Origin of the sequence: Yinghuangia soli (assembly GCF_021502675.1) — a bacterium.
GTDB classification, from domain to species: Bacteria; Actinomycetota; Actinomycetes; order Streptomycetales; family Streptomycetaceae; genus Yinghuangia; species Yinghuangia soli.
The window spans coordinates 447,924-468,712 of the sequence record NZ_JAKFHA010000004.1 but is presented as its reverse complement, the minus strand read 5'-3'; the positions used below and the strand labels follow the sequence as shown (position 1 = coordinate 468,712).

Here is a 20,789-nt window from a genome sequence, read left to right as displayed (position 1 = left end):
GCCCGAAGGCGGTTGCGCCGTCGGGCCTGCCGTCGTTCTGGACCGGTTCGCTGCCCCGGCAAATCCTCGGTCCTTGGTCCTCGGTCCTCGGTCCGCCGGGTCAGCGCGAGTTCGGGACCTTCGACTGGCAGCCCCAGTTCTCGTAAAGGCCCCAGCCCGCCTTGTAGTTGACTGCCCACCACAGGGTGTCGCCCGTCTGCTTGCCGACGATGCCGTCGACGCCCAGCTTGAACAGGCGCTGGAAGTCGATGGTCGCCTGCTTGGTCGCGTTGCCGTAGATGCCGTCGACCGCGAGGCCGCGGTTGGCGATGTAGTTGTACGACTTCTGGATGCACTTGACGCCCGCGGTGTTGCCCGAGCCGACGCCGATGTTGCCGACGTTGTTGGCCTGGGCGGTGCCCGCGAGCACCCCGACGACGATCGCCGCAGCGGAAAGGACGCTGGTGGTGCTGCGCCGAATGGTCGTGCTCTTCATGCGAAGTCTCCCCATGGTTCGGACTGTTCGTCGAGCGATGAGCTCTCGTGCGCGACTCCGGTGGGTCGGCGCGCAGTCAGTTTCACGGGGTCCGGGCGTACCGGTATTGGACAAAGCCGACGCGGAACGCGACTCTCCGGTTACTCTCCGCATCCGCCTGCCGGGGCGGCTCAGCCCAGGATGAACGGGATCCGCGCGGCCGGTCCGTGCAGTCCGGCCCGCTCCGCGGCGGTGGGGAGCCGCCGTCCGGTGCCGATCAGCAGGGCGTCCCGGTCCGCGAGTTCGGCCGGGAAAGCGCCGCCTGCGATCTGCTCCAGCATCGCGCGGGTCCGGGCCAGGCCCTCCGCAGGAGGCCCCGGCACGTCGGGGAGATGGGCCGCGAGGTCGAGGTGGTGCAGCGTCCATTCGAGGACATACGCACCGAGGAAGTCCCGGGCGGAGAGCACGTGTCCGCGCGTGGCGACGCGGGCGTCCGGGTCGGCGAGCCCCGCGGCCCGGCCGGCCGCGGAGCCGACGTCGTCCAGGTGGAACTTGAGCAGCCGGGGCTCCTCGTACGCCGCGGCCAGCCGGACGATGAGCGCGTCAAGCGGGTCGCCGCCGGTCGGCGGCGTGTCGGCGACCTCCCAGTACGTGACCGCGTCGCGCGTGGGTGCCCCGGCAGCCGGGGTGGCCAGCGTGATGAGGACGTCCTGCGCGTCGATGACCAGGTGGCACACCAGGTCGCGGACCAGCCAGCCGGCGCAGCCGGACGGCCGGGCGAAGTCCTCGTCGGGCAGGTCGGCGACCGCGGCGCGCAGCGCGGCCCAGGTCGAGGTGAAGAGGTCCACGGCGGATCAGGCCTCCCCCGGGGTCGCCTTGGGGCTCAGCGGGCCGTCCGGGGCGAAGGCGCGGACCGCGAACCGCTCGCCGATGAGCCGGTGCGTCGCGGCGTCCGGGTGCAGCAGGTCGGGCAGCGGGTACGCGTCCGCGTCCGGCTCGCCGTACAGCTCGCGGCCGTCGAGGTAGTGGATGTTCGGGTCCTCGGCGGCCCGCTGCGCGACGATGCGCGCGAGCGCGTCGCGGATGACCGAGAGGGTCAGCTTGCCCGCGGCCACCTCGGCCGGGTCGCCGGTGGCCCGGAAGCTGAGCTGCCCTTCGGCGATCCGGCCGAAGTCCATCGCGCACGGGCCGGGGGTGTACTCGTGGATCGGGCACAGGATCGGCGACACGACCAGCAGCGGAGTGGCCGGGTGGCCGTCGCGGATGGTGTCGAGGAAGCCGTGGACCGCGGGCACGAAGGCGCGCAGCCGCATCAGGTCGTGGTTCACCACGTTGATGCCGATCTTGACGCTGATCAGGTCGGCGGGCGTGTCGCGCATGGCGCGGGCGGTGAACGGGTCGAGCAGCGCGCTGCCGCCGAAGCCCAGATTGGTCAGCTCGACGCCGCCCGCCGCGGCCGCGACCGCGGGCCATGTGGTGCTGGGGCTGGCCGCGTCGGAGCCGTGGCTGATCGAGCTGCCGTGGTGCAGCCACGTCCGGCGGCCGCGGTCCGGCAGCGCGGTGACCGGGGCGTCGGTCCGCAGCGCGACCAGTTCGACGGCCTCGCGGTGCGGCAGCCAGATCTCGATGTCCTTGTCCGCGTCGGACAGCCCGGCGAACCGCGCGGTGCCGACCGGACCGGGGGTGGTCTCGGCGGTGCCCGAGGCCATGTCGATGGTGATCACGTCGCCGGCCGGGACGGTCGCCTGCCCGGTGAGCACGCCGTCGACGAGCAGGTCGAAGACGCCGTCGGGGCGTGCCGGGGCGCCGACGTACGCGAGTTTGGTGGGCACGACGTCCAGCTCGACGGCGGTCGCGCGGGTGCGGAAGGCCAGGCGTACGCCCGAAGGCTGGGACTCCGCCATCAGCAGCTGGCCGTCTGCGCCCTGCGCCCGGGCCCAGGCGGGCAGCCGGTGCGGGATCACGCCGCGCCCGCCGGCTTCGAGCTCGAGGGCACCGCGGAGCAGTTCCGCCGTCACGGCAGTGCTGATGAGCGGCCCGGCGGACGGGCTGCCGGGGCGGTCGGGGCGGGACGGGTCGGCATCCGGAGAAGTCATCCGCCCAGCATCCCAAATCGCTCCGGATCCCTCCGGAAGATTTTTCCGCGTGCCGTGTCGATCGCCGGAGCGCCCGTTCGACCTTGCAGTGAGAAGGTCGAGAAGCGACCCCCTTCACCCGAGGAGAGCGGCCATGGCCAAGTACATGCTGATCCTGCGCGGCAGCGACGAGTCCTACGCCAAGATGATGGACATCCCCTTCGAGGAGATGCTCGAGACCATCGGGCGCTTCAACGACGAGCTGATCCGGGCCGGTGTGCTGGTCGCCGCCGAGGGCCTGGACGATCCCGCGCAGACCGTGGTGGTCGACTACAGCGGCGAGACCCCGGTGGTCACCGACGGGCCGTACGGCGAGACCAAGGAGCTGTTCGGCGGCTTCTACGTCCTCGAGGTTGCCTCGAAGGAGGAGGCCGTCGAGTGGGCCAAGCGCCTCCCGGCCGTCCCCGGCTCCAAGTGCGAGATCCGGCGGGTGCCGAGCATCGACGAGTTCCCGCAGGACAACGAGTGGATCGTGAAGGAGCGCGCGTGGCGCGAGCGGACCGGCCAGCTCTGAGCCCGGACGCCGACGGCAACGGCCCGCCGCACGTCGCCGAGGCGGCGCGGCGGGCCGTCGAGGCGGTGTGGCGCATCGAGTCGGCGCGGATCGTCGGCGCGCTGGCCCGCTACACCGGGGAACTCGAACTGGCCGAGGACGTGGCCCAGGAGGCCCTCGCCGAGGCCCTCGTCACGTGGTCGCGCGACGGCGCCCCGGACAATCCGGTCGGCTGGCTGCTGGCCACCGCGCGGCGGCGCGCGATCGACAGCTTCCGCCGCCGCTCGGCGCGCGACGCGCGGTATGCGGTGCTGGCCGGGCGGCTGTCCGAGGGCGAGGCGGCGGCCGGTGCACCGCCGCCCGGCACGGCGCCGGACGACCTGCCGTGGGATCCGGACCGGGTCGGCGACGACGTGCTCGCGCTGATGTTCGTGGCCTGCCATCCGGTGCTCTCCCCGGAGGCCCGGGTGGCGCTCACGCTGCGCGCGGTCGGCGGCCTGACGAGCGAGGAGATCGCCCGGGCGTTCCTGGTACCGGTGCCGACCGTGCAGGCGCGCATCACGCGCGCGAAGAAGACGATCGCGGCCGCGGGCGTGCCCTTCGCGCTGCCGCCCGCCGAGGAGCGCGGCGCCCGGCTGGGCGGCGTGCTGAGCGTGCTCTACGTGATCTTCACCGAGGGCTCGACCGCGACGGGCGGGGGCGACCTGCTGCGCCCGGACGTCGCGTACGAGGCGATCCGGCTGGCCCGCACCCTGGCCGCACTGCAGCCCGGCGAACCGGAAGTGCACGGGCTGCTGGCGCTGTTCGAGCTCACCGCGGCGCGCTTCCCGGCCCGCATCGGGCCGGACGGCGAACCGGTGCTGCTGGAGGACCAGGACCGCCGGCTCTGGGACCGGGCCGCGATGCGCCGCGGCAAGGCGGCGCTGGACCGGGCTGTCGGGGCCGGCCGGGGCTTGGGGCCGTACGGCCTCCAGGCGGCGATCGCGGCCTGCCACGCCGCGGCCCGGTCGGTGCCGGACACCGACTGGGAGCGCATCGTGATCTTGTACGAGGCGCTCGGGCGGGTGGCGCCGTCGCCTGTGGTCGAGCTCAACCGGGCGGTCGCGGTGGCGATGGCGTACGGCCCGCAGCAGGCCCTCGACATCGTGGACGACCTGGCCGTGTCGGGGCGCCTGTCCGGTTCGCACCTGCTGCCGACCGTGCGCGGCGAGCTCCTGACCCGGCTCGGCCGCACCGCGGAGGCCCGCGGCGAACTCGACCTGGCCGCCCGCCTGTGCGCCAACCCGAGGGAGAGGTCGGTCCTGCTACGGAAGGCGGAGGCACTGCCGCCCTCGCCGAACGGGCCGCACTAGTGCGCCCACGGGCCGGCGCTTCCGCGGCTCGGGCGGTGGGCGGGCACCTGCGCGTCGCCCGTGCCACCGCCTTCGCCGCAGACCGGTCAGACCGGGTTCGCCGCCGGTCCGACGCGCTTTGTCGTGCCGTCCACCTGGAACGACTTGAGGTGCGCGACCGTGCTGTCCGGGAGCTTCCGGTCGGCGACCTTGTACCAGTCCAACTGCACGCGGGCCGCGGTCACGTCGAGGATCCCGACCCCGTTGGCCTCCGCCTCGCCCCACTGCAGGTGCGGGTTCATCTTGAGGATGGCGCCGACGATCTGCGCGCCGTACCCGGCCGGGTAAAGGCTCGCGAACGGGGTGGACGTCACCGACGTCACGACGAACTGCGCGGCCACCGGCGCCCCTCCGCCGGGTGCCGGAACCTCACCTGCCCACGACGAGTGCAGGTCGCCGGTGAGGAACACCGTGTTGCTCTTGCCGAGGTTCTGCAGGTGCGTGAACAGCTCCTTCTGCTCGGCCTGGTAGCCGTCCCACTGGTCGGCGTTCCACGTCGTGGGCGGGTTCGCCTGGCCGGTCGGCAGCCGCCAGGGCGCGGCCATGACCGAGGTGCCGATCAGGTTCCACGCGGCGGTGCTGCGCGCGAGGCCGTCCTTCAGCCAGCCCATCTGCGAGCGGCCCGCAATGGTGCGCGACGGGTCGGCCAGCCCCGCGGCGTCGGTCGGCAGCACCTGCTGCGAGCGGAAGCTGCGCAGGTCGAGCATGGTCAGGTCGAGGAGCTTGCCGTACGCCAGGCGCCGCTGCGTCGAGCCGGGCACGTTCTGCCGCACCGGCAGCCACTCGAAGTACGCCTGCTTCGCGGCCGCGACCCGCGCCGCCCAGGTCCCCTCGGTCGCCGGGTCGTGGTCGCGGGCGCCCTGCGCCCAGGCGTCGCCGGCGAGTTCGTGGTCGTCCCAGGTGGCGATGATCGGCGCCGCGGCGTGCATGGCCTGCAGGTCCGGGTCGGTGCGGTACTGGCCGTGCCGGGTGCGGTAGTCGGCGAGCGTGACGCACTCGTGCTCGGGCTGCATCGGGCGTACCTCGGTGCTCCCCGGGTGGCCTGCCTTCGAGGCGAACTCGTATATGTAGTCGCCGAGATGGATGACCGCATCCAGGTCCCCGCGCTGCGCGAGGTGCCGGTACCCGGCGAAGTAGCCGTTCCCGTAGCTGACGCAGGACGCGACACCGAAGCGCAGCCCGGCCACGTCCTGGCGGCTGGACGGCGCAGTACGCGTCCGGCCGACCGGCGAGCGCCCGTGCAGCGTACGGAACCGGTAGTAGTACGTGGTCCCTGGGCGCAGCCCGCGGACGTCGACGCTCACGGTGTGGTCGCGCTCGGGCCCGGTCCGGGCCAGCCCGACGCGTACCGGGCGCCGGAACTCGCGGTCCGCGGCCACCTCCCAGAACACGAGGCCCGACGGCCCGCGCCGCGAACCAGGGCCGCAGTCGGCACCGGGAGTGACGCGGGTCCAGATGACCACGCCGTCGGGCAGCGGGTCACCGGAGGCGACGCCGTGCAGGAACGCGCCGGGCGAGGTGGCACCTGCGGCCGTGGCCTCGCCGGCCTGCGCGGAAGGGGCCGCGACGGCGCCCACCGCGGCAGCCCCGGAGGCCGCGGCGGTGATGCGGATGAAGTCGCGGCGATGCAGAGGAATTCTGGTCATGGCGCGCGAAGTTAACAGCGCCCGCAACCGACCGGAACGCCTTCCTCCTGGTATTCCATTTCGGTCTATCCGCGACGCCGCACACCGACGCGGCCCCCGTCCGGTCCACGCCGTGTCGGGTCGATGGGGTAGGAATGATCACATGCCCACCGAGCAAGACGTACGCGCCATGTTCCTCGCATTGCCCGAGGCCGAGGAGGTGGTGATCGAGGCGTGGGGCGACCAGCCCACGTTCCGAGTGCGCAAGAAGATGTTCGGGATGATGGGCTACGACGCTCCCACCGTGTGCCTCAAGGCCACGCGCGAGACGCAGGCCGCGTTGGTCGAGGAGGATCCCGACATCTTCTCGCCGCAGCCGTTCTTCGGCCGCTTCGGCTGGATCGACGTGGTGCTCGCGAAGGTGGACCACGAGGAACTGGCCGAACTGGTCGAGGAGGCCTGGCGCCTGACCGCCCCCAAACGCGTGATCAAGGCCTACGACGCAGAAGTCCCGCCGGACGCCTGAGCCGCGTGCCGATCCGGGGCGGGGTCACCCGCCCTGTGGGCCGTCGGTGCGTGGGCGGGGGCCGGCGCCGTCGCCGGTCTGCTGGGGACCGTCGCCGACTCCGGTCGGCCGCGGGGCCGGGCACATGGCTGCCTGTTCGGGGGTGACCGGCCGGTCGCACGAGCCCGGGCGCGGTTTCACCGAGGCCGGCTTGGCGGTCTTCGGTGCGGGCTTGGCGGTTGTCGCTTTCGGTACGGGCCGGGTCGTCGACGGCACCGCGGCCAGGGACGCGGACTCAGGGGCAGCGGACGTGCTGCCGGGTGCCGGGGAAACCGAGGTGCTGGGGGAACTCGCTGGGGTATCCGGGCTGTTCGCGGTGAGCGTCGGGGTAGGCGCCGGACGTCCGGAATCCTCGGACGAAGATGTGCAGCCGCTCAACGCGAGCACCCCCGCCGCGGCGACTGCCGCCGGGCCGAACCACGCACCAACGAGCTTGTGCCGCACGGGACCTCATCTCGGAGAGCCGGACGCAGGGCCGCGATCCTAGCGATGCCGGCTGACAGGCATGGTCGACGGGTCGGACGTCGCTGCAGCAGTCTTTCCCCGTCCCGCGACGCGCGTCCTGCGGACGGGCCGGAGGCCGAGTACGGCAAAGGCCGGGCGGAGGGTGTCCGGCCCGGCCTTCGTGTGGTGGTGCTGCGTCAGAGGATCGCGCCGGGGCGGTACTTGGCGGCCTCGGGGTGGCGGGACGCGACGTCCTCGACGCGGCGGACGACCTCGGCGACCTGGGAGGCCGCGGCGCCGGTGAAGGACAGGCGGTCGGCGAGGAGCGCGTCCAGGGCCGGGCGGTCGAGCGGGAGGCGGTCGTCCTCGGCGAGGCGGTCGAGGAGCTGGTTGCGCTCGGCGCCCTGCTCGCGCATCGCGAGGGCGGAGCCGACCGCGTGCTCCTTGATGACCTCGTGCGCGGTCTCGCGGCCGACGCCCGCGCGGACCGCGCCCATGAGGACCTTGGTGGTGGCCAGGAAGGGCAGGTAGCGGTCCAGTTCGCGGGAGATGACCGCGGGGAACGCACCGAACTCGGCGAGGACCGTCAGGAAGGTCTCGATGAGGCCGTCGAAGGCGAAGAACGCGTCCGGCAGGGCGATCCGGCGGACCACCGAGCAGGAGACGTCGCCTTCGTTCCACTGGTCGCCGGACAGCTCGGCGGTCATCGACATGTAGCCGCGCAGGATGACCATGAAGCCGTTGACGCGCTCGCACGAGCGGGTGTTCATCTTGTGCGGCATCGCGGACGAGCCGACCTGGCCGGGCTGGAAGCCCTCGGTGACCAGCTCGTGGCCGGCCATCAGGCGGATGGTCTTGGCCAGCGAGGACGGGCCGCCGGCCAGCTGGACCAGGGTGGAGACGACGTCGAAGTCGAGCGAGCGCGGGTAGACCTGGCCGACGCTGACCAGCGTGGCGTCGAAGCCGAGGTGCGCGGCGACGCGGCCTTCCAGCTCGGCGAGCTTGGCCTGGTCGCCGCCGAGCAGGTCGAGCATGTCCTGCGCGGTGCCGACCGGGCCCTTGATGCCGCGCAGCGGGTAGCGGCCGAGGAGGTCTTCGAGGCGGGCGTAGCCGACCAGGACCTCGTCGGCGATGCTGGCGAAGCGCTTGCCGAGGGTGGTGGCCTGCGCGGCGACGTTGTGCGAGCGGCCGGCCATGACCAGCTCGGCGTTGTCCGCGGCCAGCTCGGCGAGGCGGGCCAGGACCGCGACGACGCGGTCGCGGACCAGTTCGAGGGACTGCCGGATCTGCAGCTGCTCGACGTTCTCGGTGAGGTCGCGCGAGGTCATGCCCTTGTGCACGTGCTCGTGCCCGGCCAGCGCGTTGAATTCCTCGATGCGGGCCTTCACGTCGTGGCGGGTGACCCGCTCGCGCTCGGCGATGGACGCCAGGTCGACATCCTCGACGACGGCCTCGTAGTCGGCGAGCGCCGCGGCCGGCACCTCGATACCGAGGTCGGCCTGCGCCCGCAGGACGGCGAGCCACAGGCGGCGCTCGAGTACGACCTTGTGCTCGGGCGACCACAGGGTGGCCAGCTCGGCGGAGGCGTAGCGGTTGGCGAGGACGTTCGGGATGCGGGGCTTGCTCGCAGGCTGGGGCGTCACGTTCGGCAAGCTTAATGGCCCGGGTCCGGCACCCGCCCGGCGGCATCCGCCGGACGGGTGCGGGACCGGCGCTCAGTCCTCGGACCGGCGCTTCGCCGCGAAGACCACCAGCGCGCCGCCGACCAGGACCGATCCGAGGCCCGCCATGGCCAGTTCGGCCGCGTACCGGGAGCCGGTGTCGGCGAGGACGGGCGGTGCGGGCCGCGGCTGCGGCTTGGGCGGGGCCGGCTTCGCGGTCGGGGTGGGCTTGGGCTTCGGGGCGGCCGCGACCGAGAGCGTCACCGTCTCCATCACGGTCTTGCCCTCGGCGTCGCGGCCGGTGTAGGTGAAGGTGTCCTTGCCGGTGTAGCCGGGTTCGGGCACGTACTCGAGCCCGCCGGGACGCTGGACCACGGTGCCGTGCTCGGGGCGCTGCACGATCACGACCGGCCGCTCCGGCACGATCTCGGGCGGCAGGGTGATCAGGATCGGCCGCCCCGGCTCCGGCTGCGGCGGCGTCGGCCGGCCGCTGATCACCGTGGGCCGGCAGCCCAGCCTGAAGTCGGTGGCCAGGGCGTCGCCGGCCGTGGCGTCGGCCGGCTTGGCGGTGTCGGTCGCGGTGTACCCGCGCGGGACGTCGACCGCGACCCGGTAGTTCCCGCGGGCCAGCGGGTCGAATGCGTAAGAGCCGTCCGCGGCGGCGGTCGTGGTCATGGGCGCGCCGTCCGGTCCGACGACCGGCGTGCCGTCGGGCTTCAGCAGCCGCAGGACGGTCTGGTTCGGCAGTCCGCAGGGCGAGTCCCCGGTGACCGTGCCGCCCACGCTCTGGGTGAGCGCGGCCACCCACAGCTGATAGAGCGGGATGCCGCTCTGCACGACGAACTTCAAGGTCAGGCTCTTGACCGGTTTGGTGGGCCGCAGCCAGCCCGAGGCACCCGAGGTGTCGATGACGTTACCGATCAGGTCGGCATTCGCCTCGTCCCAGGTCGGCACGTCGTCGAACGGCCCGGTGCTGCCGCAGGACGACGGCTTCGGCGACCCCTGGCAGTAGTTGAAGGTGCCCTGGAACCCGAGCTCGGCGTTGGTCAGCGCGACCCCGTCCGGCCCGGTCGCCGAGATGTACACATGGTCGGCGTCGATGTCGCCGAGTGCGAAGCCCCACGTACCCGCCGCGGGCGCGGTGGCAAAGGTGATCGTCGTGGTGGACGGCGCGTTGCCCGTCGCGGTCTTCAACGCCAGGTACGGGCGCCCGCGCGAGCTGCCGAACACGCTCCCGAACGGTGTGCTCGCGTTCAGGTACGCGGACGATCCACTGGCCACCAAAGGCGCGCTGCTGTCCGAGGTCACGGTCGCGGGCGGCAGTCCGGCCGCGGGCAGCGTCATGGTGCCGTCCGGTGCGGGCACGGTCCAGTCCGCGTAGACCGCGGCCCCGGCCGCCGCGGCCGCGAACGGGACCGCGACCACGGCGGTGAGCGCGGCCGCCGGGACGCGGCGGCGCCAGAAGGATCCCGGGGTGTCGATAGGCATGTGCCGCGTCCCAGTCGTGTCGTCGGATCGGTGTCGCCGAAGACACCCCGCCGAAGCACACCCGGAACCGTTTCACCTGCCGTGCCACCCGTTCGCCGCCGCCGAACCCCCCGAACGCACCAAACTGCCACCAGCTGCCACCACCTGCCGAGGGCCCGAGCCGTCCAGGGGAGGTACGGCTCGGGCCGGTACAGGCGCACACAGCGCGGTCCAGGGGCCGCGGATATGCGGCATGGGCTGCGGGCGTGGGCTGCGGCGTGGGCTCCGGGCTTGGGCTGCGGGCTTGGGGTGCGGGCTTGGGCAGCGGGCTTGGGCAGCGGGCTTGGACAGCGCGCAGCAGGCTCCCGGCTACCCCAGCAGCGCCGGGGCCAGGCGCCGCCACTCCGCGCGCGGCAGGCCGGTCGCCCCCGGATCGGCGTGCAGCACCTGCACGGCCACCTGGTCCGCACCCGCGGCCAGGTGCTCGTGCACGCGCGCCGCGACGGTCTCCTCGTCGCCCCACGCCACGATCGCGTCGACCAGCCGGTCGCTGCCGCCGTCCGCGAGGTCCTCGTCGGTGAAGCCGAGCCGCTTGAGGCTGTTCGCGTAGTTGGCCAGGCCCAGGTAGAGCTGCATGCCCTCGCGGGCCAGGCCGCGTGCCTTCGCCGGGTCGGTCTCCAGGAGGACCTTCTGCTCGGGCACCAGGAACGGCGCCTCGCCCAGCGCCGCGCGCGATTCCGCGGTGTGCGCGGGCGTGGTGAAGTACGGGTGCGCCCCGGCGCTCCGCTCCCCCGCGAGCGCCAGCATGCGCGGCCCCAGCGCGGCCAGCACGCGGCGGTCCTCGCCGATGCCCGCGGCGTCCAGACCGTCCAGGTACTCCCGCATCGCGGCCAGCGGCGGCTTGTACTCCTCGCCGTCGCGGCGCATGAACTCCTCGTGGCTCACGCCGAGTCCGAGCAGGAAGCGGTCCGGGTGCGCCTTGTCGAGGGCGGCCACCTCGGCGAGCGTGTCGGCGATCGGGAACATGCGGATGTTGAGGATGCCGGACGCGACCGTCAGCCGGGTCGTGGCGTCCAGCATCGCGCGGGCGTTCTCGAACAAGTAGCCCGGGAACGCGCCGCCTATCCAGACCGCGGCGTAGCCCAGTTCCTCGGCCTCGGCGCCCGCGCCTGCGACGTCCGGCTCCGCGCCGAACCGGTCGAACCGCTCCCAGAGCGCGATGCGCCCCGCGTACGCGCCGCCGCCGTTCCCGCTGCCGGCCCCGCCTTGCTCCGTCTCGGTCATATGCACTCCGCCTTCCCGATTCCGTGCGTCGCTCGCTGTCTGCGGTACGCAGGGGCAACTCCGCAGCCCCGCGCGATGATTCCCGGACGGGCGCGTCAGCGCCGCTCGCGCGACGCGGAATCCTGCTCGCGGACCTCGCGGACCTCGCGGACCTCGCGCGGCTCGTGGACCTTCTGCGGCTCGTGGACCTTCTGCGGCTCGTGCGTGACCGCCCCGGCATCCGACACGGCCTCCGAGACCGGCGGATCGGATTCCTGCGTCTGCGTCAGCGTCACGCCCGCGCTGGCCGCCACGACCAGGAGGATGCCGGCCACCGGCACCAGGCCGAGCGTCTGGTCGAGGACCACGAGTCCGGCCACCGCCGCCACCGCGGGTTCGAGGCTGGCCAGCAGCCCGAAGGTGGCCGCGGACAGGCGCTTCATCGCGAGCATCTCGCACGAGTACGGCAGCACCGAGGACATCAGCGCGACGACCACGCCGAAGCCGAGCGCGCCCGGCTCGACCAGCGCGGTCCCGGCGCCCGCGATGCCGAACGGCAGAACCAGCACCGCGGCTACCGCCATCGCCAGGGCGAGGCCGTCGACCCCCTTGAACGTCCGCGCGGTGCGGGTGGCGACCATGATGTACGCCGCCCAGAAACCCGCGGCCGCGAAGACGTAGACCACGCCGACGCCGTCCAGCCCGGAGAAGCCGCCCTCGCCGAGCATCAGCACGCCGACCGCGGCGAGCACCACCCAGAACATGTCGCGCAGCTTGCGGGACAGCACCACCGCGAGGCCGAGCGGGCCGAGGAATTCGAGGGTGACCGCGGGGCCGAGCGGCAGGCGGGCGATCGCCTCGTAGAAGCACAGGTTCATGCCGGCCAGCGCGAAGCCGAGGGCGCCGACGGTGGCCAGGTCGGCACGCGACCGGCCGCGGATCTTGGGCCGCACGATCGCGAGCATGATCAGCGCGGCGATCACCAGGCGCAGCGTGACCGCGCCCTCCGGACCGACCCGCGGGAAGAGCTTGGCCGCGAACGCCGCGCCGAACTGGATCGAGCACGCGCCGGCCAGCACGAGGAGGACTGCCTGGCCGTTGGTGCGGGGGTCGAGCAGGGCGCGGGGGTTCATGCCTTCGACGGTACGGAATGGCCGGGGAGTGGTCTGCACCACCCCCATCAAACGTATGACGCGGGCGGTAAAAGCCACCAAAACCGGATCAACCGCAGGTCATGCCTCGGTACGCCGCAGCCCCTGCAGCACCCGGTCCACCACCTGCCCGGCCTCGCGGCGCGCCGCGTCCGGGTCCTCGGCGCGGGCGGTGAACATGCTGGCCTCGGAGATCAGCGCGGCCAGCAGCCGGGCCAGCGGGGCCACCGGCAGTTCGTCGATCTCGCCGTTCGCCATCGCCTTGCGCAGCCACTCCGCGAGCAGCCCGTGGCCGTGCTCGTCGACCAGTTGGTCCCAGGCCCCCGGGCCGAGCACCGCGGGCCCGTCGATCAGCACGACGCGCTGGAAGTCGCCGGTGGTGCACACGTCCAGGAAGGACTGGAAACCGTGCCGCAGCTGGTCCCAGGGTTCGCCGGGCTGATCCTGGGCATACCGGAGCTCATGCGTCACCAGGGCCTCGGCGGCCTCGGCGGCGACGTCGTTCATGACCGCCTGGAAGAGGGCCTTCTTGTCGCGGAAGTGGTGGTACAGCGCGCCGCGCGTGACCCGGGCCCGGGCCACGATCTCCTCGGTGCCGGTCGCGGCGTACCCGCGTTCCGCGAACAGCTCGCGGGCCGCTTTGACAAGAGCGTCGCGGGTGTCGGCGACATGTTGGGCCCGACGCGTGACAGTCATACAACGCTCCCGTGACATACAAGCTGTATGTTGATGTTGACAGCAACCGGGGGTCCCGGGCAACCAAACGCCCGCCTGACGGGGAGAGAGGGGCGAGGCCACCATGGGTCTGCCGCTGAACCTGGCCGCGAAGATCGGTACGCATCTCGTCAAGCAGAAGATCAAGCGCAACGACAAGTTCACGATGATCGTCGAGATCGAACCGCTGTTCGCGTGCAACCTGAAGTGCGGAGGCTGCGGCAAGATCCAGCAGCCGCACGACGTGCTCAAGAAGCGGATGCCCGTGGAGCAGGTCGTCGCCGCCGTCGAGGAGTGCGGCGCGCCGATGGTCTCGCTGGCCGGCGGCGAGCCGCTGATGCACAAGGACATCGACAAGATCGTCGAGGCGCTGCTGCGCCGCAAGAAGTTCGTCGTCCTGTGCACCAACGCGGTGCTGCTCCCCAAGCACCTGCACAAGTTCAAGCCGAACCGCAACTTCGCGTGGATGATCCACCTCGACGGCCTCGAGGAGCGCCACGACGCGGCGGTGGCCAAGGAAGGCGTGTTCAAGGAGGCGGTCGCGGCCATCAAGATGGCCAAGGACGCGGGCTTCCAGGTCTTCACCAACAGCACGTTCTTCAACACCGACTCGCCCGAGTCCGTCCGCGAGGTGCTCGACTACCTCAACGACGACCTCAAGGTCGACCGCATGCAGATCTCGCCCGGGTACGCGTACGAGAAGGCGCCGATCCAGCACCGCTTCCTCGGCGTCGAGCAGACCCGCAAGATGTTCCGCGAGGCCTTCGCCGACGGCAAGCGCAAGAAGTGGCGCCTGAACCACTCCGCGCTGTTCCTCGACTTCCTCGAGGGCAAGCGCGAGTTCGAGTGCACCCCGTGGGCGATCCCGTCCTACTCGCTGCTCGGCTGGCAGCAGCCGTGCTACCTGATGGGCGACGGGTACGTGCAGACGTACAAGGAGCTCATCGAGACCACCGAGTGGGACAACTTCGGGCGCGGCAAGGACCCGCGCTGCGACAACTGCATGGCGCACTGCGGCTACGAGCCGACGGCCGTCCTCGCCACCATGGGCTCCCTCAAGGAGAGCCTGCGCGCGGTGGTCAGCGGCTGACATTCGTTCAGCATCCAACGTGCGGGGCGGGACCGGAAGCTTCCGGTCCCGCCCCGCCGCCGTGTCGCGGCGTGTCGCGGCGTGTCGCGGCCGGTGTCGGCGTGTCGCTGCGCCGGACGGCTCAGCGGCGTCAGGCGCGCAGGATCCCGCGGCGGCGGGCCTCGGCGACCGCCGCGGTCCGGCTCTCCACGCCCAACTTGCCGAACACGTGGACCAGGTGCGACTTCACCGTGGCCTCGGTGACGAAGAGCCGCTTGGCGATCGCCCGGTTCGCGTGCCCGTCCGCGACCAGCTGCACGATCTCCGCCTCGCGCGGGGTGAGGTTGCGGTCGGGTTCGCGCATACGCGACACCAGGCGGGACGCGACGGGCGGCGCGAGGACGGTCTCGCCGCGCGCGGCGGCCCGGATCGCGGCCAGCAGGTCGGCCGGCTCGGCGTCCTTGAGCAGGTAGCCGGTGGCGCCGGCCTCGATCGCGCGCACGATGTCGGCGTCGGTGTCGTACGTGGTCAGCACCAGTACGCGCGGCGGTTCGGGCAGCGCCCGGATCCGGCGGGTGGCCTCGGCGCCGTCGATGCCCGCGCCGAGTTGCAGGTCCATGAGCACCACATCGGGCCCGACACCGTCGCCTTCGCCGGCCGCCCCGGCCAGCGCCACCCCGCGCTCGCCGTCCGGCGCCTCGCCGACCAGCGTCACGCCCGGCGATGCGGCGAGCAGCGCCCGAAGGCCGGTACGCACGATGGGATGGTCGTCGACCAGCAGCACCCGCAAATCGCTGCCGTGGCTGTCGGACTCGGTCATAAAGCGCCTCCCCGAGGCGTGGTGTCGATACGCATGTCGGTCGGGGCCTGGCCGCGCTCCGGCTCCGCGTCCTCGGCCGTCCGGGTCAGCAACGGCACTGTGGCACCGATCGCCGTTCCCTCTCCCGAGGCCGACTCCACGGTCAGTGCGCCGCCGATCTCGGCCAATCTCGCCCGCATCGCGCGCAGGCCGAAGCCGGTGCCCTCGGCGCCCGCGTCGCGCGGGGCCGCGGGGTCGAAGCCGCGGCCGTCGTCCACGATGTCCAGGCGTACCTCGTCGGGCTGGTAGGTCAGCGTGACGCGTACGGTCCGGGCGCCCGCGTGGGCTCGGACGTTGGCCAGCGCGCCCTGGGCGATGCGCAGCAGGGCTGCCTCGACGGGGACCGGGAGTTCGTGGTCGTCGCCCTCGACGGCGAAGCGGGCGTCGGCGCCCAGCGCGCCCGCCTCGGCGGTCAGCCGGTCCAGTGCCTCGGTGAGCGCCCGGCCGTCGAGCGCCGCGGGGGCCAGTGCGGCGACGAAGCGCCGGGCCTCGTCCAGGGCGCTGCGTGCCGTGTCGGCGGCGACGTCGAGTTGTTCGCGGGCGGCCTCGGGGGCGGTCGCCGGGTCGCGGGCGGCGCGGAGCAGCAGCACGATGCTCGACAGCGACTGCGCGACGGTGTCGTGGATCTCGCGGGCGAGGCGTTCGCGTTCGGCCAGGCGGCCGGATTCGCGCTCGTGCGCGGCGAGCCGGACCTGGGCGGCGACGAGGTCGGTGAGCAGGCGGCGGCGTTCCTCGCCCTCGCGGTGCAGGGCCCGGTAGACGTACATCATGACGGCCGCGACGACCGCCCCGGTGGCCGGGCCGAGGACCGCGGGGACCGACAACTCGCCCGTGTGCCAGGCGTACCCGCCCGCGGAGACGGCGGTGAGCGCGGCGACCGCGGACAGCGCGGGCACCGGCGGCAGCAGGTAGAGGTGCAGCAGGAAAAGCGGGAACGCGACCCAGATGTACTCGACCGAGACCGCCACGGCGAGCACCCACAGCCCGGTGAGGCCGAGCAGCCACAGCACGCGCGTACGCCCCTCGGTGTGCGGGCCGCGGGTGCGCAGCGCGCCCAACGCGTACCAGGCGGCGGTGAGCAGCGCGAGGGCGGACGAACAGGCCACGGTGCCGGCCGAGGGGTCGCCGACCGCTGCGGTGCGGATGGCGGCGATGACCAGGAGCGCGCCGAACATGGCGTGCACCATGAGGCCGATCACGGCCATCGCCGGGGCGTCCGCAGCGTTCTGCGGCACAGGCGGGGAGGCCGGAGCGGCCGGGTCGGCGCTGGGCGGCGGAGTCGGTGCGGGCATTTCCATGACCCTTCGATCATCCGGTATCGGCGCGTCGGACCGGGTGTCCGGGGGACTCCGCCTTTCGATGGATATCCGGCGCCGTCTATTGACGCGCCCGGGGTGAACCGCTGTGCGATGCCTGCGCGGGCCGGTTTCGGCGACGGTGGTGAGGGTCCGGGAGACCGGGCGCAGAAGACTGCGACAAGACGGCGCAAGGCATGGAACAAGGCACGGAACAAGGCACAGAGCGAGGAGTCGCCGGGTGTTCATCGCGATGCGGGACCTGAGGGCCGCGCGGGGCCGGTTCGCCCTGCTCGGCACGGTCGTCGCGCTCATGGTCCTGATGGTGGTGATGCTGTCCGGGCTGACCGCGGGCCTGGGCAACGAGGGCATCTCCGGCCTCAAGCGCCTGCCGGTCGGCGATCTGGCGTTCCAGAAGCCGCCGAAGGGGCAGGACCTGTCGTTCACCGGCAGCACGGTCACCCGCGCGCAATGGGAGCAGTGGCAGGGCCGGCCCGGTGTGGTCTCGGCGCAGCCGCTCGGCGTCTCGACGAACCGGGTGACCGGTCCGGACGGGCGGGCCGCGGCGGCGACGTTCTTCGGCACCGTCCCGGAGACCGGTCTGGCGCCCGAGCCCACCGCGGGGCGGCTGCCCGGTCCGGGCGAGATCCTCATGCCGGAGCAGCTCGCGGAGGACGCGGGCGTGGCGGTCGGCGGGCGCGTCACGGTGTCGGGGATCCCGCTGACCGTGGCCGGGTTCGCCTCGACCGGGTCGTTCAGCCACACCCCGGTCGCGTACGTGCCGTTCGCGACATGGCAGCAGATCACCCGCAGCGACGGGGCCACCGCGGTGGCGCTCGAACTGTCCGGCGGGGCCGACACCAAGGCCGCCGATGCGGCCGCCGGGACCGTGACGGTCGCCAAGGACGATGCGTACGACGCGGTCGGCGGCTACGCGGCGGAGCGGGGTTCGCTGCTGCTGATCCAGGGGTTGCTGCTGCTGGTCTCGGCGCTGGTCGTGGGCGCGTTCTTCACGGTGTGGACGATCCAGCGCGGCCGCGACCTGGCGGTGGTGCGCGCGATGGGTGCCTCGCGCGGCTACTTGCTGCGCGATGCGCTGGCCCAGGCGCTGATGGTGCTCGTGGCGGGCGGCCTGCTGGGCGCCGCGGCGGGGACCGCGCTGGGTTCGGTGGCGTCGCAGTTCGTGCCGTTCGTGTCGGATGCGTCGACGGTGCTGGTCCCGCTGGGTGCGATGACCGCGCTGGGCCTGGTCGGTGCCGCGCTCGCGGTCCGCAAGGTCGTCACCGTCGATCCGATCACCGCGCTGGGAGCCGCCCGATGAACGCCTCGAACGCCTCGAACGCCGTGAGCGCCGCGAACACCGCGATCCCTGCGTCAGCGCCGGTCCTCGAACTGGCGGACGTCACGCTCACCTACCCCGACGGGGACCGCCGCTTGACCGCCCTGGACGCCGTGTCGCTGAGCGTCCCGGCGGGCGAACTCCTGGCCCTGACCGGCCCGTCCGGCTCGGGCAAGTCGAGTCTGCTGGCGGTGGCCGGGACGCTCGCCGCCCCCGACCGCGGCCGGGTGGCGGTCGAGGGCGTCGACGTCGCCGCGCTCGGCGACGCCGGGCGCAGCCGGGTGCGCCGCGAGCGGATCGGATTCGTGTTCCAGCAGGCGAACCTGCTGGAGTCGCTGACCGCGCTGGACCAACTGCTGCTGGTCGCGCACCTGTCAGGGCAGCGGCCGCGGGCCGTGCGGGCCCGGGCGCTGGATCTGCTCGACCAGGTCGGCCTGGCCGGCAAGGCGGGCCGGCGGCCGCACAAGCTGTCCGGCGGGGAGCGCCAGCGGGTGGGGATCGCCCGGGCCCTGATGGGCCGGCCCGCCGTCCTGCTGGTCGACGAGCCGACCTCCGCACTCGACCACGAGCGCGGCCGGTCAGTGGTCGCGCTGCTGCGCGCGCTCACCCACGAGCACGGCGTCGCCACGGTGATGGTCACCCACGACCGCGACCAGCTCGACTTGGTGGACCGGGAAGTGGCGCTCCAGGACGGGCGACTTGCCGCCGCCCGTACCGCCGCCGTCGAGGCCGCCGCCGGTCCGGACGGCCGTGCCGCCGCCCCCGTCGGCGGTATCGGCTGACCGCGCCGCCAAGGGCATACTGCCGGGCTGCCAGTCCTGTCCGTCGCGGCTGTCGGCGACGCGGCCGGTGGCGGCGCGGAAGCCCAGGAAGGCGATGAGGAGCAGGAAGGCGAGGGGGAGAATCGTCGTCGTCATGCATCCAGATTGGCCTCTGGCGGCCGTAGCCACGAGTGGCAGTACTGCCATCCCAGAACAAGATCCTGCCAATCGGTGCCGGGATCTGGCAGAGTGTCAGGCATGCTGAAAAACGTCGTCGCGGTGGCCATCCCCGGTGTGCATCCCTTCGAACTCGGGGTCGCCTGCGAGGTGTTCGGAATCGACCGCGGCGACCACGGGTTGCCGGTCTACGACTTCGCCCTGGCCACCTACCGGCCGGGCCGGGTCCGGACCAACAGCGGCTTCTCGATCGACGTCGAGCACGGCGTGGACCGCATCGCGCAGGCCGACCTCGTGGTCGTCCCGGCCTCCGGCGACCACGACCGCGCCGAGCCGCTGCCCGACTCGCTCCTGCAGGCGCTGCGCGACACCGTGGACCGCGGCGGCCGCGTGCTGAGCGTGTGCTCGGGCGCCTTCGTGCTGGGCGAGGCCGGGCTCCTGGACGGCCGCCGCTGCACGACGCACTGGATGTACGCGCAGCGCCTGGCCCGCGAGTACCCGCGCGCGCTCGTGCAGCCCGACGTCCTGTACGTCGAGGACTCCGGCGTGGTCACGGGCGCGGGCACCGCGGCCGGCATCGACGCGTCGCTGCACATCGTGCGGCAGGAGGACGGCAGCCGGGTGGCCAACGCGATCGCGCGCCGCATGGTCGTCCCTCCGCACCGCGACGGCGGCCAGGCGCAGTACATCGCCCGCCCGCTGCCCGCGCCCGAGGAGAGCCCGATGCAGGCCACCCTCGACTGGCTGCAGAACAGCCTCGCGGACGAGGTGACGATCGAGCAGATGGCCGCCCACGCGCTGATGTCGCCGCGCACGTTCGCCCGCAAGTTCCAGCAGGAGACCGGCACTACGCCGTACGAGTGGCTCACCGCGCAGCGCGTGCTCGCCGCGCAGGAGCTGCTCGAGGAGACCGACATGACCGTCGACGCGGTGGCCTCGCGCACCGGCTTCGGCAGCGCGGCGACGCTGCGCCACCACTTCCTCAAGCGCCGCGGCACCACGCCGCAGGCCTACCGCCGCGTCTTCCGCGGCGCGGCCTGACCCCGCGCGCCCCCGCGCACGCCCTGCTTCCTGGCCGCGGGCCGGGCGGGCGGCCTATCCTGCCGCGGAGTCCCGCTGATCACGATCGACACGATCAAGGAGCGCCCGTGGCCAAGGTGACCGTCTCGCTGGATGCCGACCTGGCGATCGACCTGATGCTGCAGTCCGGCACCAAGAACCCGCAGGACGCCGTCGAGCTCATCGCCCTCGACTACCTGGCCCGCAGCCGCCGCACGGACGCCCGCACCGGCGACGCCAACGACGCCCACCGCACCAAGTCCCCCGACCGCCCCGCGGAATCCGGCTGACGCCGGGGAACGCGGACCGTCCCGGACCCCTGAGCGCGGCGCCGGTACGGCCGCTGCGGACAACGTCTCCCCAGGCGTGACACAGGCCACTGCCCGCATACCCACCGGCCGCGTCCGGGTCCGACCCGGCGCGGCCGCCACCCGGCCCCCCTGGCGCGGCGAGCAGCGTGTGGCGTCTCCTCGCCTGCGTCCCGCGCCACTCGGCGGCATCCCGACGCCGTCCACCCCGGCACCCCCGGTCCCGGACGGCCGTCCCGCACACCTGTCGCCCGTCCGGCGCCGCATGCGTCCGGGGTGCATGCGGCGCCGGGAATGTGGGCCCGCGGCGGCGGGCTTCGGAGCCGGGCGGGGCGGTGGCGGAGCGTGGTGCTGCGGGGCTCTGGGCGGCGCAGGTGGTGCGGACGGACCGGGCGTCAGGTGCTGCGGGGCGGGCGGTGGCGCGAGGCCGCGGGCCCGTCGACAGATGATCCGCAATCTGCGGTTTTGTCGGCTCGCGTCCGGTCTCTCGCGCAGAGATTCGTGGTTCGAGTCAAGGAAGTCAACAGATGCGCAACGGTCACACGTGTCACCGCCCGAA

Annotated in this window: 19 protein-coding genes; 8 read left to right on the top strand and 11 right to left on the bottom strand. The window is 73.1% G+C overall.

Features of this window, described 5'->3' with window-relative positions; translation table 11 throughout:
* Positions 1-100 precede the first annotated feature (100 nt).
* The 3 genes from LZ495_RS11175 to LZ495_RS11165 form a co-directional block, all read right to left on the bottom strand.
* Positions 101-475, bottom strand: a complete 375-nt coding sequence (locus LZ495_RS11175) for a peptidoglycan-binding domain-containing protein (RefSeq protein WP_235051924.1) — start codon at positions 473-475, stop codon at positions 101-103.
* 170 nt (positions 476-645) lie between these two features.
* Positions 646-1,302 (bottom strand): maleylpyruvate isomerase N-terminal domain-containing protein, encoded by a 657-nt coding sequence (locus tag LZ495_RS11170; RefSeq protein WP_235051923.1) that lies wholly within the window; start codon positions 1,300-1,302, stop codon positions 646-648.
* Positions 1,303-1,308: 6 nt separating this feature from the next.
* Complete coding sequence (locus LZ495_RS11165; protein WP_235051922.1) at positions 1,309-2,550, bottom strand: GDSL-type esterase/lipase family protein; 1,242 nt, start codon at positions 2,548-2,550, stop codon at positions 1,309-1,311.
* A 133-nt stretch (positions 2,551-2,683) separates the two neighbouring features.
* Here LZ495_RS11165 and LZ495_RS11160 point away from each other — a divergent pair, with 133 nt between their 5' ends.
* Both LZ495_RS11160 and LZ495_RS11155 read left to right on the top strand, forming a co-directional pair.
* The gene (locus LZ495_RS11160) at positions 2,684-3,103 is read left to right on the top strand and encodes a YciI family protein (protein ID WP_235051921.1); all 420 of its coding nucleotides are present in this window, start codon (positions 2,684-2,686) and stop codon (positions 3,101-3,103) included.
* The gene (locus tag LZ495_RS11155; RefSeq protein ID WP_235051920.1) at positions 3,076-4,434 is read left to right on the top strand and encodes an RNA polymerase sigma factor; all 1,359 of its coding nucleotides are present in this window, start codon (positions 3,076-3,078) and stop codon (positions 4,432-4,434) included. Before LZ495_RS11160 ends, LZ495_RS11155 begins: the two co-directional genes overlap by 28 nt.
* A gap of 86 nt (positions 4,435-4,520) precedes the next feature.
* Here the strand turns inward: LZ495_RS11155 and LZ495_RS11150 are convergent, their stop codons facing one another.
* On the bottom strand, positions 4,521-6,119 hold the full coding sequence (locus tag LZ495_RS11150; protein WP_235051919.1) for an alkaline phosphatase D family protein: 1,599 nt from the start codon (positions 6,117-6,119) through the stop codon (positions 4,521-4,523).
* A 142-nt stretch (positions 6,120-6,261) separates the two neighbouring features.
* Here LZ495_RS11150 and LZ495_RS11145 point away from each other — a divergent pair, with 142 nt between their 5' ends.
* A complete protein-coding gene (locus LZ495_RS11145) occupies positions 6,262-6,624 on the top strand; it encodes an MmcQ/YjbR family DNA-binding protein (RefSeq protein ID WP_235051918.1) in 363 nt (120 codons plus the stop codon).
* Between the two features lie 680 nt (positions 6,625-7,304).
* Here the strand turns inward: LZ495_RS11145 and purB are convergent.
* The 5 genes from purB to LZ495_RS11120 all read right to left on the bottom strand — a co-directional run bounded on the left by purB (position 7,305) and on the right by LZ495_RS11120 (position 13,345).
* A complete protein-coding gene (gene purB / locus LZ495_RS11140; RefSeq protein ID WP_235051917.1) occupies positions 7,305-8,750 on the bottom strand; it encodes an adenylosuccinate lyase in 1,446 nt (481 codons plus the stop codon).
* Between the two features lie 72 nt (positions 8,751-8,822).
* Positions 8,823-10,256, bottom strand: a complete 1,434-nt coding sequence (locus LZ495_RS11135; RefSeq protein ID WP_235051916.1) for an Ig-like domain-containing protein — start codon at positions 10,254-10,256, stop codon at positions 8,823-8,825.
* Between the two features lie 348 nt (positions 10,257-10,604).
* On the bottom strand, positions 10,605-11,519 hold the full coding sequence (locus LZ495_RS11130; RefSeq protein ID WP_235051915.1) for an LLM class F420-dependent oxidoreductase: 915 nt from the start codon (positions 11,517-11,519) through the stop codon (positions 10,605-10,607).
* 95 nt (positions 11,520-11,614) lie between these two features.
* Positions 11,615-12,631, bottom strand: coding sequence for an EamA family transporter (locus LZ495_RS43950; protein ID WP_268822581.1), 1,017 nt, complete (start codon positions 12,629-12,631; stop codon positions 11,615-11,617).
* Positions 12,632-12,730: 99 nt separating this feature from the next.
* Complete coding sequence (locus LZ495_RS11120; protein WP_235051914.1) at positions 12,731-13,345, bottom strand: TetR/AcrR family transcriptional regulator; 615 nt, start codon at positions 13,343-13,345, stop codon at positions 12,731-12,733.
* 103 nt (positions 13,346-13,448) lie between these two features.
* On the opposite strand from LZ495_RS11120, the gene hpnH reads away from it, so the two are divergent.
* A complete protein-coding gene (hpnH, locus tag LZ495_RS11115) occupies positions 13,449-14,453 on the top strand; it encodes an adenosyl-hopene transferase HpnH (RefSeq protein WP_235051913.1) in 1,005 nt (334 codons plus the stop codon).
* Between the two features lie 130 nt (positions 14,454-14,583).
* Here the strand turns inward: hpnH and LZ495_RS11110 are convergent, their stop codons facing one another.
* Positions 14,584-15,252, bottom strand: a complete 669-nt coding sequence (locus LZ495_RS11110; RefSeq protein WP_235051912.1) for a response regulator — start codon at positions 15,250-15,252, stop codon at positions 14,584-14,586.
* A complete protein-coding gene (locus LZ495_RS11105) occupies positions 15,249-16,583 on the bottom strand; it encodes a sensor histidine kinase (RefSeq protein WP_235051911.1) in 1,335 nt (444 codons plus the stop codon). The genes LZ495_RS11110 and LZ495_RS11105 overlap by 4 nt, the downstream gene beginning before the upstream one ends.
* A 244-nt stretch (positions 16,584-16,827) precedes the next feature.
* Here LZ495_RS11105 and LZ495_RS11100 point away from each other — a divergent pair, with 244 nt between their 5' ends.
* The 4 genes from LZ495_RS11100 to LZ495_RS11085 all read left to right on the top strand — a co-directional run bounded on the left by LZ495_RS11100 (position 16,828) and on the right by LZ495_RS11085 (position 20,212).
* Positions 16,828-17,907, top strand: coding sequence for an ABC transporter permease (locus LZ495_RS11100; RefSeq protein ID WP_235051910.1), 1,080 nt, complete (start codon positions 16,828-16,830; stop codon positions 17,905-17,907).
* Positions 17,904-18,707, top strand: a complete 804-nt coding sequence (locus LZ495_RS11095) for an ABC transporter ATP-binding protein (protein ID WP_235051909.1) — start codon at positions 17,904-17,906, stop codon at positions 18,705-18,707. The genes LZ495_RS11100 and LZ495_RS11095 overlap by 4 nt, the downstream gene beginning before the upstream one ends.
* A gap of 237 nt (positions 18,708-18,944) precedes the next feature.
* Positions 18,945-19,904, top strand: coding sequence for a GlxA family transcriptional regulator (locus LZ495_RS11090; protein WP_235051908.1), 960 nt, complete (start codon positions 18,945-18,947; stop codon positions 19,902-19,904).
* Between the two features lie 107 nt (positions 19,905-20,011).
* The gene (locus LZ495_RS11085) at positions 20,012-20,212 is read left to right on the top strand and encodes a hypothetical protein (protein ID WP_235051907.1); all 201 of its coding nucleotides are present in this window, start codon (positions 20,012-20,014) and stop codon (positions 20,210-20,212) included.
* The last annotated feature ends 577 nt before the right edge of the window (positions 20,213-20,789 follow it).